Source organism: Paenibacillus sp. FSL H7-689 (genome assembly GCF_000517905.1).
Taxonomy (GTDB): Bacteria; Bacillota; Bacilli; order Paenibacillales; family Paenibacillaceae; genus Paenibacillus; species Paenibacillus amylolyticus.
On record NZ_ASPU01000021.1, the window covers coordinates 343,216 to 360,167 of the forward strand.

Annotated in this window: 13 protein-coding genes; 6 read left to right on the top strand and 7 right to left on the bottom strand. The window is 46.6% G+C overall.

Annotated features, from left to right (window positions below; all coding sequences use genetic code 11):
• Nucleotides 1-643: 643 nt before the first annotated feature.
• The 4 genes from C170_RS18900 to uxaC form a co-directional block, all read right to left on the bottom strand.
• On the bottom strand, nt 644-2,521 hold the full coding sequence (locus C170_RS18900; RefSeq protein ID WP_036612899.1) for an ABC transporter ATP-binding protein: 1,878 nt from the start codon (nt 2,519-2,521) through the stop codon (nt 644-646).
• A complete protein-coding gene (locus tag C170_RS18905) occupies nt 2,518-4,245 on the bottom strand; it encodes an ABC transporter ATP-binding protein (RefSeq protein WP_036612901.1) in 1,728 nt (575 codons plus the stop codon). Before C170_RS18905 ends, C170_RS18900 begins: the two co-directional genes overlap by 4 nt.
• Nucleotides 4,242-4,784, bottom strand: coding sequence for a MarR family winged helix-turn-helix transcriptional regulator (locus C170_RS18910; protein WP_036612904.1), 543 nt, complete (start codon nt 4,782-4,784; stop codon nt 4,242-4,244). Before C170_RS18910 ends, C170_RS18905 begins: the two co-directional genes overlap by 4 nt.
• A gap of 400 nt (nt 4,785-5,184) precedes the next feature.
• Nucleotides 5,185-6,627, bottom strand: a complete 1,443-nt coding sequence (uxaC, locus tag C170_RS18915; protein WP_036612908.1) for a glucuronate isomerase — start codon at nt 6,625-6,627, stop codon at nt 5,185-5,187.
• Nucleotides 6,628-6,830: 203 nt separating this feature from the next.
• On the opposite strand from uxaC, the gene C170_RS18920 reads away from it, so the two are divergent.
• Together C170_RS18920 and C170_RS18925 are read left to right on the top strand one after the other, a co-directional pair.
• The gene (locus C170_RS18920) at nt 6,831-7,574 is read left to right on the top strand and encodes an MBL fold metallo-hydrolase (RefSeq protein WP_036612911.1); all 744 of its coding nucleotides are present in this window, start codon (nt 6,831-6,833) and stop codon (nt 7,572-7,574) included.
• Between the two features lie 63 nt (nt 7,575-7,637).
• The gene (locus C170_RS18925; RefSeq protein ID WP_036612914.1) at nt 7,638-7,916 is read left to right on the top strand and encodes a hypothetical protein; all 279 of its coding nucleotides are present in this window, start codon (nt 7,638-7,640) and stop codon (nt 7,914-7,916) included.
• Nucleotides 7,917-7,994: 78 nt separating this feature from the next.
• Here C170_RS18925 and C170_RS18930 read toward each other — a convergent pair whose 3' ends face one another.
• The 3 genes from C170_RS18930 to C170_RS18940 all read right to left on the bottom strand — a co-directional run bounded on the left by C170_RS18930 (nt 7,995) and on the right by C170_RS18940 (nt 13,364).
• The gene (locus C170_RS18930; RefSeq protein ID WP_036612917.1) at nt 7,995-8,627 is read right to left on the bottom strand and encodes a hypothetical protein; all 633 of its coding nucleotides are present in this window, start codon (nt 8,625-8,627) and stop codon (nt 7,995-7,997) included.
• Nucleotides 8,628-9,166: 539 nt separating this feature from the next.
• On the bottom strand, nt 9,167-10,648 hold the full coding sequence (locus C170_RS18935) for an alpha-amylase (protein WP_036612919.1): 1,482 nt from the start codon (nt 10,646-10,648) through the stop codon (nt 9,167-9,169).
• Nucleotides 10,649-11,051: 403 nt separating this feature from the next.
• Nucleotides 11,052-13,364 (bottom strand): ATP-dependent DNA helicase, encoded by a 2,313-nt coding sequence (locus C170_RS18940; RefSeq protein WP_036612921.1) that lies wholly within the window; start codon nt 13,362-13,364, stop codon nt 11,052-11,054.
• A 169-nt stretch (nt 13,365-13,533) separates the two neighbouring features.
• Here C170_RS18940 and C170_RS18945 point away from each other — a divergent pair, with 169 nt between their 5' ends.
• The 4 genes from C170_RS18945 to C170_RS18960 all read left to right on the top strand — a co-directional run bounded on the left by C170_RS18945 (nt 13,534) and on the right by C170_RS18960 (nt 16,788).
• Nucleotides 13,534-13,746: a helix-turn-helix transcriptional regulator gene (locus C170_RS18945; protein WP_036612923.1), complete on the top strand. Its 213-nt coding sequence runs from the start codon at nt 13,534-13,536 to the stop codon at nt 13,744-13,746.
• On the top strand, nt 13,736-14,050 hold the full coding sequence (locus C170_RS18950) for a hypothetical protein (RefSeq protein WP_051447287.1): 315 nt from the start codon (nt 13,736-13,738) through the stop codon (nt 14,048-14,050). The genes C170_RS18945 and C170_RS18950 overlap by 11 nt, the downstream gene beginning before the upstream one ends.
• Nucleotides 14,051-14,141: 91 nt before the next feature.
• Nucleotides 14,142-14,639 (top strand): antibiotic biosynthesis monooxygenase family protein, encoded by a 498-nt coding sequence (locus C170_RS31580; RefSeq protein WP_036612926.1) that lies wholly within the window; start codon nt 14,142-14,144, stop codon nt 14,637-14,639.
• Nucleotides 14,640-14,811: 172 nt separating this feature from the next.
• Nucleotides 14,812-16,788 carry an LTA synthase family protein gene (locus C170_RS18960; RefSeq protein WP_036612929.1) on the top strand — a complete coding sequence of 659 codons (1,977 nt, stop codon included), beginning with the start codon at nt 14,812-14,814 and terminating at the stop codon, nt 16,786-16,788.
• Nucleotides 16,789-16,952: the final 164 nt, after the last annotated feature.

The following is a 16,952-nucleotide window of genomic DNA, read 5'->3' on the forward strand; positions in this document are numbered from 1 at the left end:
CCTGTTCAAACAGAGGCATACAAAGTATCTCATGACTAATCTGGATGTCCCACTCGGTGAGCTTATGCTCGTATGCTTGTATCTAGATTGATGTACAATGAATTCAAAATATAAATAAACGGGACAAAGCAGTGTAGTTACACCGCTTCGTCCCGTTTTTATTTTTGCACGCATGGCATATGTAAGACAATTATGACTAAGGTTTATTAGAATATTTTAACGAACTCAGCACACTCTAATAGGCACAATTCCACAATACCGGCGTTCTAACGAATCATAGACACTTTATTTCCGCATTCTGCAGTTTCTTTTACCGCTTTGTGTTGCTTATCAGAGAAATAACATGTCTCAAGTTCGTTAGAATTGGGAGTGCTTGATAATCCTCCATATAAGGTGTCTACGATTCGTTAGCATGGACGAAGGATGAACCCTCATCCTGTCTGCATCTCACGCAAACAACTGAAAGGCTGACGAGCACCACAACCCCAATTACTATGCCAACGTTCCTTCATATCTTATAGATCCATCGTATCCAAACGGATCCAATCTGCTCCACATTAGAATCGACTCCTCTGGATACACGACAAATAGCCGGAAGCACCCCTAAGAGTGCTCCCGGCTATTCTAGTTAGTTACAGTGTAATCAGATCGCCTGCGGTTGTTGCTCCGCAAACTGACTATTGTACAGATCGGCGTAGAAGCCCTGACTTGCCATCAATTCATCATGATTACCCTGTTCAATCACGTTACCATGATCCATAACCAGGATCAGATCGGCGCCGCGAATGGTAGACAAACGGTGTGCAATGACAAAGCTCGTGCGATCCTTCATCAGATCATTCATTGCTTTCTGGATAAATACTTCGGTCCGTGTATCCACGCTACTCGTCGCTTCATCCAGAATGAGGATGGCCGGGTTCGCCAGAATCGCTCTTGCAATGGTCAGCAACTGTTTCTGCCCTTGAGAGATGTTCGACGCCTCTTCATTCAGCACCGTATCATAACCATCAGGCAGTGTACGGATAAAGTGATCCGCATGTGCCGCAACGGCTGCCTTGATTACATCCTCTTCCGTAGAACCTTCTCGACCATAGGCGATGTTGTCCCGAATCGTTCCGTTGAACAACCAGGTATCCTGAAGCACCATGCCGAACAGACTGCGCAACTTACCACGCTCCATGTCCTTAATGTCTGCACCGTCAATCGTAATCCGACCATCCTGAATTTCGTAGAAACGCATTAACAGGTTGATCAGGGTTGTTTTACCGGCTCCCGTTGGTCCAACAATGGCTACCGTCTGTCCCGGTTTTACATCAATATTCATGTTATGAATGAGCAGTTCATTTTCTTTATATCCAAAATTAACACCTTGGAATGCAACCGCACCTTTAGGCTGCTGTAATTGCACGGGTTGTTTGGACTCCGGAACTTCTTCCTCTTCATCCAACAACTCGAATACACGTTCCGCCGAAGCAATCGTTGATTGAATAATATTCGAGATATTCGCAATCTGGTTAATCGGTTGTGTAAATTGACGGGAATATTGTGTGAAGGCCAGAATATCCCCGATGGAGATAGAACCACGTGTAACGAAGATCCCACCGACCACACAGATCAGTACATAACCCAAGTTACCCACAAAACTCATGAGCGGCATAATAATACCGGAGATAAACTGGGCTTTCCAGCCAGATTCATACAATTCTTCATTGACCTTCTCAAATTGCTGTACGGATTGTTCTTCGCGTCCAAATGCTTTGACGACCTTGTGTCCCGTGTACATCTCTTCGACATGACCATTCAGTTCCCCAAGGGATTTCTGTTGACCGGCAAAGTGTTTTTGCGAACGGGAAGCGACCAGCATGACAACAACTACACTGAGTGGCAACGTCAAAATCGTGATCAGCGTCATCCATGGACTAATCGTCAGCATCATGATAATTACGCCGACAATTGTGACGATGGACGTAATGAACTGTGCCAAACTTTGCTGAAGTGTATTACTGATATTGTCCACGTCATTCGTGGCACGGCTAAGTGTCTCCCCAGTTGTGCGGGAGTCAAAATATTTCAAAGGAAGACGTCCAACCTTCGCACTGATCTGCTCACGCATGTCATACACAACACGTTGGGCCACACCGGCCATCAGGTATTGCTGAACATACATAAATGCAGCACTGAATAGATAGAGTCCGCCAAGCAGGTATAACACTTTCATCAATGCAGGAAAATCAATCCCGGCTCCCTGTACACCCTGAAGGATGGCAATGGCACCTTTACTGAGAATATCCGTTCCTTCGGCCATAACTTTTGGACTGATGATGCTGAATACGGTACTCAAAATGGCTGCAACCAGCACACCTAGCAGACGAGAACTATGGGGCTGGAGATAACGAATCAAGCGACGCAGTGTGCCTTTGAAATCTTTTGCTTTCTCAGCGGGAGGTCGCATGCCCATTCCGGGACCTGGACCCGGCCCACCATGGGGACGAGGCGACTTACGTTCTGTACGTTCACTCATGCGATCTCCTCCTCTGTCAGCTGGGAGGATACAATCTCGCGATACACTTCATTGTGCTCCAGCAGCTCTTTATGTGTTCCTGAACCGACAATTCGGCCCTCATCCATAACCAGAATGCGATCAGCATCCATTACTGTACTTACGCGTTGCGCAACAATCAGCACAGCCGCTTCTGTCGTTTCGGACTTCAGCGCAGCACGAAGTTTAGCATCCGTTTTGAAATCGAGAGCAGAGAAACTGTCATCAAAGATATAAACTTCCGGACGGCGAACAAGTGCGCGAGCGATGGACAGACGTTGCTTTTGTCCACCAGATACGTTGTTACCACCTTGAGCGATAAGGCTGTCATATCCCTCTTTCATCTCGGTAATGAAGTTCTCCGCCTGAGCTGTACGGGCCGCATGAACAACTTCATCCATTGTGGCATCGTCTTTCCCGTGACGGATATTCTCCGTAATCGTACCCGTAAAGAGGACTGCCTTTTGTGGTACAAAGCCAATTTTGGCACGCAGATCTTCCTGCCGAATTTCACGCACATCCGTACCATTGACCCGAACACTGCCTTCGGTCACATCATAGAATCGTGGAATAAGACTGAGCAATGTCGATTTCCCAGAACCCGTACCGCCAATGATGGCTGTTGTCTCACCTGAGCGAGCTGTGAAGGAGATATCGGACAAAGCTGGATTCTCTGCTCCCGGATAACGGAAAGTTACATTGTCAAACTCAATCATACCCTGCATGGATTTCATACCACGAGGCTGCTCGGGATTGCTAAGATCCGGCTGCATATCAAGTACTTCGTTGATCCGTTCTGCCGATGCTGAAGCTCTTGGAATCATGACAAAGATCATCGAAACCATAATAAGTGAGAACATGATCTGCATTGCATATTGGATGAAGGCAATCAATGCACCGATGTTCATATTACCAGTGTCGATCCGCATTCCACCAAAATAAAGGATGGCAATCATCGAAAAGTTCATAACCAGCATCATCACAGGCATGATGGTCGCCATGAGCACATTAACTTTGATCGATGAATCTCTCAGTTCTGTATTGGCCCCGTTAAAGCGCACCTTCTCATGCTCCCCACGGTTAAAGGAACGAACAACCCGAATCCCTGTTAACTGCTCACGCAGCACCAGGTTGAGTCGGTCCAGCTTTTTCTGAATGGTTTTGAACAAAGGTAAACCCTTGGCACCAATCAGCGCAATAGCTCCACCGAGTACCGGAAGCACGACCAGGAAAATCGTAGATAATTTGGCGTCCTGAGATACCGCCATGAAGATACCCCCGATACACATGAGCGGAGCCATAATCATCATGCGCAGCATCATTGTAAGTACATTCTGTACCTGCGTGATGTCATTCGTCGTACGCGTAATCAATGAAGCAGTACCCATCTTATCGAACTCCTGGAGCGAGAAGTTCTCCACATGGCGGAATACTCTGCTACGCAGTTGTTTGGCAAATCCACCCGCTGTTCGAGATGAGAGGTAACTGGCGATCACCGAACACGCTGTTCCGCCAATCGCGATGACCAACATCCATCCACCAATCTGCCAGATATACGGGATATCCCCTTTAATGATGCCGTAATTCACAATATCTGCCATTAACGTGGGCAAGTACAATTCAGCAAGCGACTGAAACAGTACCAAAACCAGAATAAAAATAATCGGAATTCGGTATGGCTTCAGCATGCTAAACAGTTTCATCATGGCTTATCATCTCCTCTTGTCGAATCATCCTTTTGCAAGGAAGTTAATGTATCAAAAAAGGTGTATACCTTTGTCAACAACTCAGCCAGCTGAGTACTGTCTTGCTCACCCAAATGCTCAACTAACTTATTGAATATTTCCATGCGTTCTTGGTGAGCAGCCCGAATAATTTCACGACCTGCTTCAGTAATCGTGATGCGGACAGCACGGCGATCCTCCGGGTCCATCGTCCGTTTGACCAGCCCCTCATCTTCAAGGCCACGAATAACAGGTGTAATGGTCGGTGACTTCACTCGTAGCAATGCGCTGATTTCCGAGACTTTCATCCCGGGGTGATTGGATTCGATCGTGTCATTGAAATCAGGCGGATTGTCCTGCCAGTTCAATTGTTCTCCCGGATGCATCCCGTGGAGTAAACAACCCAGCACCATAATTTCATTGTGATTGCGCCCATGAGGTTTATGTTGCCTCCATTTGCCTTTATTAAACTGCATAATGGAGTACAAAAGCTTCTGAGCGACCGGATCTATACCAGTCATAATGGGTCCCTCCTTCTTTCTTTATCATTCCATAGACATCCAACATCATAGGACATCTATTAAATAGCAATACAATTAAATAGATGCACAATTAATTAGGTGTACTAAGTATATTATCGCAAGAAGCCATTGTCAAACATCTAAAAATAACCAACATAAACCCATAACCAAGAGCATACACGCGCTTGATTATGGGTTTTGTCATATGGCCTCCATTGGAGCCCACTATAGTTATTATGTACAATTCCATGAATTCAACTTATAAAGAAACTCCCGTTCATTACTCCGGTGGATGATGGCCCGGAGGTAAGGAAGGGGAGCATTTTATTACGATTGAAAAGTAGACACAAAAGAATCTTCTTATTGCATAAATTGCATGATTAGGTGCGTTTGTTACTCATCAGGACTGTGAAGCAGAGACTGTTTTAGGCACTGAGGCAAACGGGAAATACTCTTTTGCATTGTTGTAGGCAATACCCTGTACGATCTGACCGAGCAACTCCATATCCTGCGGTGCCTCCCCTTGTTCGGCCCATTCACCGATGAGGTTGCAGACGAGACGACGGAAATACTCATGCCGGGTGTAGGACAGGAAGCTGCGTGAATCGGTTAGCATGCCGACAAATCGGCTGAGCAGACCTACATTCGCCAGGGCTTTCATCTGGGCTAACATGCCATCCTTCGTATCGTTAAACCACCAGGCTGCACCAAGCTGGATTTTGCCCGGAATACCCCCGCCCTGGAAGCTGCCGATGATCGCCGCGAGCACTTCGTTGTCCCTTGGATTCAGAGAATACAGAATCGTTTTGGGCAGTGCTTGTTGTTGCTCCAAAGCGTCGAGCAATCCAATCATCGCTGCGGAAAGCGGCGTATCATTCACGGCATCGTAACCAGTATCCGGCCCAAGTTTGGCAAACATCCGTGTGTTGTTGTTACGGGCTGCATTAATGTGGAACTGCATCACCCAGCCCCGATCTGCATACAGTTTGCCAAGGAACGTCAGCGTTACCGTCTTGTACTTGTCCTCTTCCTCACGAGTTACCTTCTGACCCGCAAGTACCTTTGCAAAGATGGCAGCTGCTTCTTCGCGTGTAGCCACGCCGTAAGGAACATAATCAAGTGCATGGTCAGAGACTCTGCCGCCGACGGAATGGAAAAATTCCACACGTGACTCCAGCGCAGCAAGGAAGGATTCATAATCTGAAATGGCAGTGCCAGATGCCTGCGACAGCTTGCCCACCCATTCCACGAAGGTATCCCGGTTCAATTCCAAGCCTTTATCCGGGCGGAAAGAAGGTAATACCGCCGTATCAAAGCCTTCGATTTCCTGAATTTTCAGATGATACTCCAGAGAATCCGTTGGATCATCGGTTGTGCACACAACAGTGACATTGGATTTGGTAATCAGATCGCGTGCACCGAATCCGTCACTGTTCAGTTTGGCATTTACTTTTTCCCAGATGGCCGGTGCGCTTGTCTCATTCAATACTTCGTAGACGCCGAAATATCGCTGTAATTCCAGATGAGACCAGGCGTACAGCGGATTACCAATCATCATCGGTACCGTTTTGGCATAAGCCATGAAACGATCGTAATCGGTTACTCCCTCGCCGCCGGTCACATATTGCTCTTCAATTCCGTTTGCGCGCATGAGCCGCCACTTATAGTGATCACCGTATAACCAAGCCTCTGTAAGATTGCCAAAGGTTTTGTTCTCGTAGATCTCCTGAGGACTGAGGTGGCAATGATAATCAATAATCGGCATGTCTTTGGCATAATCCTCATATAACTTGATCGCCGTTTCATTGTGCAGCAAAAATTGTTCATCCAGAAAAGATTTCATTCGCCTCGCACGCTCCCTTTAGGTGAGTTTACGTTCATATGGGTTCACTTCCCATCTTTACGCTACACTGTTTATCATCAAAGTTCAATATAAAATGATAGCGTTATCAAAAAAGGTTGATTTAGGCATATATTCGGGAACAAGGTATACTGGATTTAACGCAAGGATGCTGATCTGAAGATCACACAAGGAGATGAAATGAATTGAAAATCACTTTTCTCGGCACTGGAGATATGTTCAGCGTGGAGCAGCACCACAATAGTATGTTGGCTGAATTCGGAGACACGCATCTGGTCATTGATTTTCCAGAATCAAATGCTAAAGCACTCAAGGAATATGGATTCGCCATGACCGATATCCACAACGTGTTCATTACGCATCTACATGAAGATCATATTAATGGTGTACAGATGCTGGGTTATTACGCACAGATCGTAGGCGACCGCAAACCCCGTCTGTTCATACACGAACAATTGGTAGATCCGCTCTGGAACATTCTATCCCCCGGCATGCGCTACACAACGGATGGTGAACGTACCATGAGCGATTACTACGATGTCGTTCCCCTGCCAGATGGAGGCACATTCGAACTGGGCGGCGTGACGTTTGAGACGTTTCGGACACAGCATGTTCCCGGTATGGTCAGCAATGGGCTACTCGCCAAGCCTTACTTCTATTACAGTGCTGACAGTACACTCGACCAGGAACGTGTGGAGCAAGTTGCCGCTGATGTGCAGCTGATTTTCCATGAATGCCATATGCACGATCTGGTCATCAAATCCCATACTTCATTGAAAGATCTGGAGCAGTTACCCGCGGAAGTGAGACAGAAAACCGTACTGATGCATTATCATGATGAGTACGCGGATGCGGACAGACGGGATCAGTTCAACCGCGAGCATAATCTGCGGATGGTTGGCACGTTGGAATCATTTGAACTGGAGTAGGTACGGAGAGAGGGCATCGGATATTATCGTATTTGGACCTATATTCTAATGGAGGTCATTGCTATGGAATATCGAATTGAACAAGGTTACTTTCTGATATATTCTCCTGCAAGAAGCACCAGTAGTGGAGACATCATGGTGGTTAAATTACTGGAAAGACCCTTTAAGGACAGAATTGAATTCCTCATTAACAGCAAAAACTATGAGTGTACTACACACCATGAATACTTAAACTTTGAGCCAACTTCTCATCATAAACCTGAGAAGCCTGGAGCATTTTCAATGGAACGAAGTGAGTTCAATCGAATGTGGGATACGATGAATCAGTATTTTGAAAAGTAATAACCTTACTATCTCAAATAGATAACCGGCAGCGTCTACTCAGATTCCTCATACGGAACTGGTGGGCGTTGCTTTTTCCTATTTTTCTTTCTCCCATGACTTCATATGCTCAATTGTCCTCGGAGAGGGCTCGGCATGGATGTGAAAATAATCTTCCGTTCGCTGATCATTTGGGCCATAGGAAATTTTGATATACATATCTGCATAACACTGGAGGATATTGCTGTCGATCTCCGCCTTGGGCTTCAAGACGTAACTTCTGCTCAAACTCAATCCAAGCGGTTCCTTGTCAGACTCTAAACTAATCTCGTGTGTATTGCTCACATTGGAATGAAATAATTCTCCAGCATCTATTCGATTTATCATGTTGGGATCGAGGGTGAAGGACTGAATGACATTAACCATGGGCACCCGAGCCTCATTCACCAAAATCTCATAAGTAATCCGATCAACTCCGGATTCATGACTCACATCCACCGTTGCTGTCAAATTATAATCATCTGGCGAGTTCGTCTGAAAAGACTCAAGGTTCTTCGTAACCCGCTCATTCAAATCTCTTCGCTCCGAATTCAACGTATACTCATCGGTTCGCTTCGGTTCACCCGCTGGCCCCTGGTTTGGTCCCAAACTGCAAGCCCCCAGACACACGGCTATTACACATAGGTACATGACCAACGGGAAGAAACGGTTCATCTCTCTTTTGGGGCTCATGCCATCCCTCCTCTTCTCCATCTTCTGCAAAAAATATCGCTTATTACGTTCTCTCATTATGTTTTCTAATACTCCATATTTGGATTATTGTACCATGTATTAAGATGTGGGACCGAAGTGTTTCTTTCTCATTTCATGTTTTTACTTGTAGCAGTCATTCGTTTGCCTATGGCGGCGAGCCTCAACCCGCGTTAAGCTAACGAATCTGAGAAGCCTTATTCGGCTGAAATCCGAGTTACCAGTATTCTAACGAATCTCAGACGCGTTAATCTGGTGATGTTGCTCCAATTGGCGCTATTTCAATCGTTTTTGAGAGTAATAAGGTTACTGAGATTCGTTAGAATTCCAATAACGCTAATTCAGTGCAAATAAGGTGCCCTCGGTTCGTTAGGATGGAGTTTTAGTTGTACCTAGATAAATGCAAAAAACCACCTGGACACAGGTATACTCGCTCTCCTGTTCAGATGGTTTAACGATCTATCTATTTACTGTTTTTATGCGGTCGGTGTACCTTTTCTTATCCTGCCTGGCACATGCCGTTACTCAGCGTCAGCGCAGTCCTCATTCTGTTCAGGAAGAACCCATACCGAGACGCCTCCACCGCACACATGGAAGGTGGCCCAGCCGTCTTCCTCAATGGTAATCTGATCATCACAGCTCTTCGTCAGATCCACCCAGACTTCACCAGCACGATGCTCTCCGATGAACATCCTCTTCTCACCGTCATCCCCGTTGGAGATGACCACTGCACAACCGGAACCTTCGATTTCCTCTACGCCACGACGTACCCAGCCAATCGTATTGGCGTGATCGAAGTAATCTTCCTGCTCTCCATACGCTTTGTTGCAACGGGCAGACAGCAGAATGTCCAGAATTTCTTTTTTGCCATCCACAGGTTCAGGACCACCAATGCCATAATAATCCCCGTAAAATACAACCGGATAACCATCGCGACGTAATAGCGTCAACGCATAGGCGCTTGGCTTAAACCAGTCTCCAATCCATGATTCCAACGCTTCATGAGGTTGGGAGTCATGGTTATCTACAAAAGTTACCGCATGGGTAGGATGTGTCTGAACCAAGGTATCATCAAAAATTTTGGAGAGATCAAAGTCTCTGCCTGCAAGCGAAGCCTCATGCAACTTGTAGTGAAGAGACACGTCAAACAGGTCGATCTGATAGTCTACCGTATCGAGGAATTCACGACATGCATCCAGGTTTGAATTCCAGAACTCGCCTACGATGTAGAAATCCTGACCGCGTTTGCGGATCATCTCTGCTGCGAATTCCTTAATGAATTCATGGTTGATATGCTTAATCGCATCCAGCCGGAACCCACCACACTGGAGGGTATCGATCAGCCATTTCCCCCAATCAATCATCTCGCGCCGAACATCCGGGTGGTTATAATCTATATTGGCGAACATCAGATAGTCATAGTTACCAAACTCATCATCGACATTCTCATTCCATTTTTTATTCTCTCCTGCGATGCGGAATACACCTGTTCGTTCTCCCTTGGCATCAAAGTCCGTGCCGTTGAAGTGTTCAGAGTTCCATTTAAAAGAGGAGTATTGATCCCCGCGACCCGGGAATGTGAATTTGGTCCAGCCCTCAATCTCAAACGGCTCAGAAATTTCCTTCGTTCGATCATTGGGATCAACCTCAATCACTTTAAAAACTTCCGTCTCATCTGCTCCGGCCTTGTGATTCATGACCAGATCCACATAGACGGCGATTCCGTTCTTCTGACACTCGGCAATGGCCTCCACCAGTTCCTGCTTGGTGCCATATTTGGTCCGTACGGTACCCTTTTGATCAAATTCGCCCAGATCGTACAGATCATATACACCATAACCTGTATCTTCTGCTGACACTGCCTTGGTTACGGGTGGCACCCATACCGAGTCAATGCCTTTGGCTTTAAGTTCCGGGGCCATTTCAGCCAGTCGCTTCCAATGATCTCCGTCTGCAGCCAGGTGCCATTCAAAAAACTGCATCATGGTATGATTTCTCTTCATTATAACCGACCTCCTTGATTGCTATCGAAGCGGACCGCGGAACGGATAGGGTAATCGCCGTTGTTCGTTCGTTGCTAACCAAGTTATAACCCTTTCACCCTACCCTTCAATCATATAAAGGAAAGAAAATCGAAAAATATATGCTGTATAAGCTGAACAAAGATTATTTACACTGACACTACAATGACAGAATAACCTTCCAATCGCTGTTATCCCCAGATTTTTTGATTCCCTTTTTTCGAAGGGGAAAATCCGAGGATAGCGTATGCTTCCGATGTAGCTTTCTTTCAGAAAGCTTTTAGGCGAACGCTTCGCTTTTTCAGGTTTTTTCTGTCCTCTCCGTTATCGTGTAAATGATTAGTTCAACTTATATACATGCATCATTTCATTCATAGTTCTTTCATCAAATTCGTTTATAGTCCCGCCACTCCTCTGGCAGCAGGGAACGATAAGGTTCCTGGATAAACCGATCGTCGACCAGCACCAACACACCCCTGTCTTCCTCCGTCCGAATCAGCCGTCCACCCGCCTGCAGCACCTTATTCATACCGGGGAAAATATAGGCATAATTGAACCCGTTGCGGCCTGTACGGTCATAATAATCACGAAGCACATTGTTCTCCAGACCAATCTGCGGCAGCCCCGCACCTACCACAACGACGCCATTCAAACGGTCTCCCGGCAGATCGACACCCTCCGAGAATACGCCACCCATGACGGCAAATACCAATCGTGTTCGTTCAGGATTGGGTTGGAAACCATCCAAAAACTGCTCCCGTTCCAGTTCGTTCATGCCTTGCTTTTGTATAACAGTATCCGCTTCACTTGGAAGCTGTGCATAGGTCTCATATATCTCGCGCATATAAGGGTAGGAAGGGAAGAAGACCATCAGATTGCTGCGCGGCCATTCACTTACCAGCTGTTGCAGCATCTCTGCAATGGGGCGCCGGGATTGCTCCCGGTCCTTATATCGCACAGATAAGGGCAGAAGCCTTACATCCAGTTGTTCACGCTGAAATGGCGATGGAATCTGCAATGTATAATCCTCTTCCTCTGCACCCAGCATATCCCGAAAATAGCGAAGGGGTGACAATGTAGCTGAGAAATGAATGAGCGAGCGGAATCCTTTGGCCGTCTGACGAAGCAGTACCGAAGGATCGAGACAAAATAACTTTACTCTCACTTCACTTCGAACACACTCTGCATACGTAATAAAACGTTCATCATACAGCTTGGCAATACGCAGGAAATTCTGTGCCGTGAAGTAGGCATCCAACAGCAGCTGATCCGTCTCGGCATTCCCCGAGCCACCTTCAACAAGGCATTGCTCCGCGACCATGACAAAAGGCTCCAGCCGTTCAATCAGTTCCTCCGGTGCTTCCTGCTGGATGATCTTTCCTTCTTCTCCACCGTTTTTCCGAAGGGTAATCAGATACTTATCAATGGCCCCGGTGTAGTCAACAATGGCTTTGGCAGCAGGCACACTGCTGTCCAGCGACTGGAACTCTCTTTTCACATCCAGAAATACTGCCTTCTCCAGCTCAGCGGAAAACATCATTCGGCCACGATCGACCAGATTATGAGCCTCGTCCACCAGTAACACCGTCTTGCGTTTCTGCTCCTCCAACATTCTTTTCAGAGAGATACGCGGATCGAAAATATAGTTATAATCGCAGATCACCGCATCGGCTGCATACGCTGCATCCAGTGAAAACTCAAACGGGCACACCCGATGTTTGCGCGCATACTGCTCGATGACCGGACGTGTCATCAACGTCTCATGTTCCAGCATGTCCAGCACGGCCCCGTTAATACGGTCATAATATCCTTCACACATGCCGCATTGCCCCGTATCACAAGCTTCCTCTTCTTTAAAACAAATCTTGTCCTTCGCGGTCAGACTGATCACATGCATCTTCAATCCTTCCGATTGCATCCGGGCAAAAGCTTCTTCTGCCGCCACCCGTGTCGTTGTCCTCGCGGTCAGATAGAACAATCGGCTTGCTTCGCCTTCACCAATCGCTTTGACCGTGGGAAACAGCACGGACATCGTTTTACCAATGCCTGTTGGTGCTTTGGCCATCAATCCCTGGCCTTCACGAATGGTCTTGTACACGGCTCCTGCCAGCTTCCGCTGTCCCTCCCGGTATTTGCGAAAAGGAAACGGCAGCTCTTTCACACTGATATCACGCTTTTCTTCATATGCAGCGATCATCTCTGCATATGGCGCATAACCGGCAATTACTTCTGCCGCAAACTGCTCCAGTTCCTCTCGTTCTGCCATTCGGCGGAATCGTCTTTCTTCATGAGTTACCGAATGCACGTACGTCAGCTGCACTTGCATGCGTGGTTCATCTTGCTGAACGGCGTACATGTAGGCATACATCATGGCCTGCGCCCAATGCACGGGAAGCCCCTCACCCAGATCATCCAGATTGCCCGCAGTTGATTTGATCTCATCCACCGTCAACTGACCCTCCAACCGGATCAGGCCATCACATCGTCCCTCCACCACATAGGTCAGATCCCCATGTTGAATCTCAGCTTCGAGCACAATCTCTTTCAGATCCTCTTCGGTGTACTCCTTCTGTACCCGCTGATGAATTCGAGTTCCCTCCTGCATCGAGGCATTGGTCCGGAACCCTGGACGTATGCTGCCGCTGCGGTACACATACTCCACCAAAGGTCTAACCGATATCCGAATTGTTGTTGTCATACGATCACCCGTTCTGTTTGTAGTGATTATACTTTATCATGAAATATGCTTTTGGACACAGCATCACCTCGAAGAAGTGGAAAATATTATAAAGAGAGATTGACAATCCATCGTCGCATAAGTAAAGTTAACTTTACGTAAAGCGAACTTTACTTATGGGAGGATATACTTGCAAAATCTAATCAGAGACAAACGAATACATATGCACATCACACAGGAAGAACTGTCTCAACGGCTAAAGGTCTCCAGGCAGACCATCATATCGTTGGAATCCGGAAAGTACAAACCTTCTCTTGTGCTTGCTCACAAGCTTGCCCAATTATTTGGCTGTCAGATCGAGGAATTATTTATTTTTGAAGGAGATGAGAATATTGAGTTCTGAATTACTGAATCGGATGATCGGGATCGGTGGAATTGTAGCTGGTTTGTTATTTGCAATACTCATTATTTTTTTCACAAGGTTGATTGCAAAAAAGCAAAACGGACTGGATGAGCGGTACCTCTATTGTATCACGAGAGCAAAAGCCTTCTCCTGGAATGCGACCACTATCAGTCTTGCTCTGGCTTGGATCCTCGTAGTTATGCTAGACGGGATATCGCTTTCCTTTTTCATTATTACTGCAGTGTTTGTCATTCATTGTTTATCTTCTATTGCGGCAAACCTATACTACTCAGCTCGGAATTAGTCCACCTGTCCGATACATGTGAACCGATTGGACTCGCACAATCCCATATGCTATCTTGAAATAGAATGTACTTAATAAGGAGGCAGCTTCTATGTATATCTATTTGGTTCCTTCACCGATTCCGGATGCACTTGCTGCATACCCGCATCTGACTTTGCGAAGCGAAGAGCACGTGCGTCTGGCTATTGAATCCGCAGAACGCCTGATGAATATTGAGTCTGATGATAAAGTAGCCGCATATGAAGCTTTTGATGCCGCAGGCTCCTGGACTGGCGGTGGTTACGCTGTTCTCAACAATATCCCTGTCACAGAGGATGGTCGTAACGATTTCGAAGAACGGTTTAAGAACCGTGCCCGCAAGGTAGAAGACGAGCCTGGCTTTGTTGGTATTCGTGTGCTTCGTCCTCTGAAGGATGACACATATGTCGTACTTACACTCTGGCAGTCGGAGGAACATTTCAAAGGCTGGCAGGAATCCCAAGCTTATAGTCACGCTCACCGTAACCGCAGTACTAGCGAAGGGCTGACCGCACAGAAGCCTACCATGTTCCCCAGACCTTCTTACGTCACAACGTACACTATAGAATAACGAAATTGGGTCGCATCTGGCTTTTATCGCAGTAGCCCATGTTTTTTTCAAACCTCTTCCTGCATGGAAGAGGTTTTTTGCCGTCAATTGTAAAAGGCTCTCATTTTTGACACAGCCATGCTGAGAAAGGATAATACTTGTTAAATGAAACTTCGGAAGGGAAGGCGGTACCTTGTCACGCAGTTCACTCACCCGATTTCTAAGCGGACCGTTTATATTCTTTACCATTATCATGATGATCAAAAGTTCACTGGCCTGGATTGTTATCTTTGATGACATCCCTGTCTGGAAACCACTGCTGACCGAATTGCCGCTCATCTGGATCGGCTTCTGTCTAATTGAGTGGTTTGCTGCCAATCGGCGAATGTGGATATACCTTGCCATGAATTTGCTGCTCTCAGGGATTTTCTTTGCTGCCATCATGTACTACAAATATTATGGTGTAATCGTTAACTATCACGCGCTGGCACAGGTGAATCAGGTGACCTCGGTCAAGAGCAGCATGTTTTCTTTGCTTGACCCCTATTATTTGTTTATTTTTGCAGACGTTCTGATTATCGGGGGGATACTCATTCGTCGTCGGATCAAGCTCGGGAGTACAGAACGTCCGAACCGCATTCCGCTTGAACGACGTGCCAGAAGAAGGGTTGCCTCGGTCATTCTGACCTTGTCCATGATCCTGTGCATGCTTAACATCTATCCCAATCGGGCCAGCATGAGTGAGCTTACACAAGCAGAACAGATGGGCATCCTCGGTTACGAGGCGTATACCATCCTGGATCGACCTGATAAACCTGTGCCCATCGCTCACATTGATCAGACTGACATCGACCAACTGAAACAAACGACCGAACTTCCTGCGATTGTGGAGATGGGTGCCGCGAGCGGACGCAACGTGATTATGCTCCAGTTGGAATCGTTCCAGAACTTTCTGATTGGATTAGAGGTAGATGGACAGGAAATTACGCCTAATCTGAATCAATTGGCTAGACAGAGCCTGCATTTTCCGAACTTTTATCAGCAAGTGGGACAGGGAAATACATCGGATGCAGAATTTGTTGTGAACACATCGTTCTACACCCCGCCGAACGGGGCAGCAACAACTGTATATGCGGATAAAGCTCTGCCGAGTCTACCCAAGTTGATGTCAGCAAACGGATATCAGACAGCCACATTCCATACAAATGATGTTCGTTTCTGGAATCGGGATCAGTTATACAAGGCACTTGGATTCGACCAGTATTATGATATTAATTATTTCGGCACACAGGACTCTATCGCCTTTTCGGCCTCGGATGAAGTACTGTATTCCAAAACACTGGATAAGCTGGAATCCATGCAGTCTTCGGGCGATCCCTTCTATGCCCATATCATCTCCATGTCAGCCCACCACCCGTACACTTTGCCTAAAAACAAGGTGAAGCTGACGCTGCCAGAGCGTTACAAGGATACATTGCCCGGTGATTATTTGATATCACAGCATTATGCGGATCAGGCGGTTGGACAGTTGATTGCTGGATTGAAAGAACGGGGATTATGGGAAAATAGCTTGTTTGTCTTGTACGGGGATCACCTGGGACTTCCCATTTACTCACTGGATCGGGATGACAAAGTCCTTATGAAAGAATTGTATGGTCGGGAATACACATCAGCAGATATGATTAATATTCCACTCATTATCTCGGCCCCGGGCGTTACCCCCGGTGTACAACTGGAACAGATCGGAGGCCAGGTGGACATTCTGCCAACGATTGCGGGACTCACCGGTGTATCGCTGAAGGACCAATTACACTTCGGACAGGATTTGTTACACGAAGGTGGAAATCTGCTACCCGAACGTTATTACCTTCCCTCCGGGTCGGTGCTAAACGATGCTTCTCTCTTCATTCCGGCGAAAGGATACGGGGACGGAACACATTATTCCCTAGCTGATGCGGGCAGACAAGATGCCGAGCAACAGCAGACGGGTGTTCCTTCAGAAGAGATATCGAAGATTTCGGGAGATGAGGAATCTCCAGCTATAGCCACACCCAATTGGCAGTCTTCTTCACGGTTTATAACGAAGGAACAATATGATCGAGCATTGGATCTTGCACACTTGTCCAACAGTTATTTGAGCCAACTACCGGATCGAAAGGACGCGAACTGATTTTATTTTTCTAATATTCTAAAAAGAGCTTCATAGTGAATCACCAAATACTGAAGTTTCTTCAAGATTACACATCTATAACGTACATGATCAATCCTGCAAGGATGAACATGTGCGTTATTTGAATTACACACAATCGGTATTCAACCCTTTTCCATTTCAGA

What these genes read in the sequence shown, in the direction of transcription:
- uxaC (WP_036612908.1), bottom strand. Translation starts at nt 6,627, where the DNA reads ATGAAATCTTTTCTGGATGAACAATTTTTGCTGCACAATGAAACGGCG.
- C170_RS31580 (WP_036612926.1), top strand. Translation starts at nt 14,142, where the DNA reads ATGTATATCTATTTGGTTCCTTCACCGATTCCGGATGCACTTGCTGCA.
- C170_RS18910 (WP_036612904.1), bottom strand. Translation starts at nt 4,784, where the DNA reads ATGACTGGTATAGATCCGGTCGCTCAGAAGCTTTTGTACTCCATTATG.
- C170_RS18925 (WP_036612914.1), top strand. Translation starts at nt 7,638, where the DNA reads ATGGAATATCGAATTGAACAAGGTTACTTTCTGATATATTCTCCTGCA.
- C170_RS18935 (WP_036612919.1), bottom strand. Translation starts at nt 10,648, where the DNA reads ATGAAGAGAAATCATACCATGATGCAGTTTTTTGAATGGCACCTGGCT.
- C170_RS18930 (WP_036612917.1), bottom strand. Translation starts at nt 8,627, where the DNA reads ATGAGCCCCAAAAGAGAGATGAACCGTTTCTTCCCGTTGGTCATGTAC.
- C170_RS18900 (WP_036612899.1), bottom strand. Translation starts at nt 2,521, where the DNA reads ATGAGTGAACGTACAGAACGTAAGTCGCCTCGTCCCCATGGTGGGCCG.
- C170_RS18905 (WP_036612901.1), bottom strand. Translation starts at nt 4,245, where the DNA reads ATGATGAAACTGTTTAGCATGCTGAAGCCATACCGAATTCCGATTATT.
- C170_RS18940 (WP_036612921.1), bottom strand. Translation starts at nt 13,364, where the DNA reads ATGACAACAACAATTCGGATATCGGTTAGACCTTTGGTGGAGTATGTG.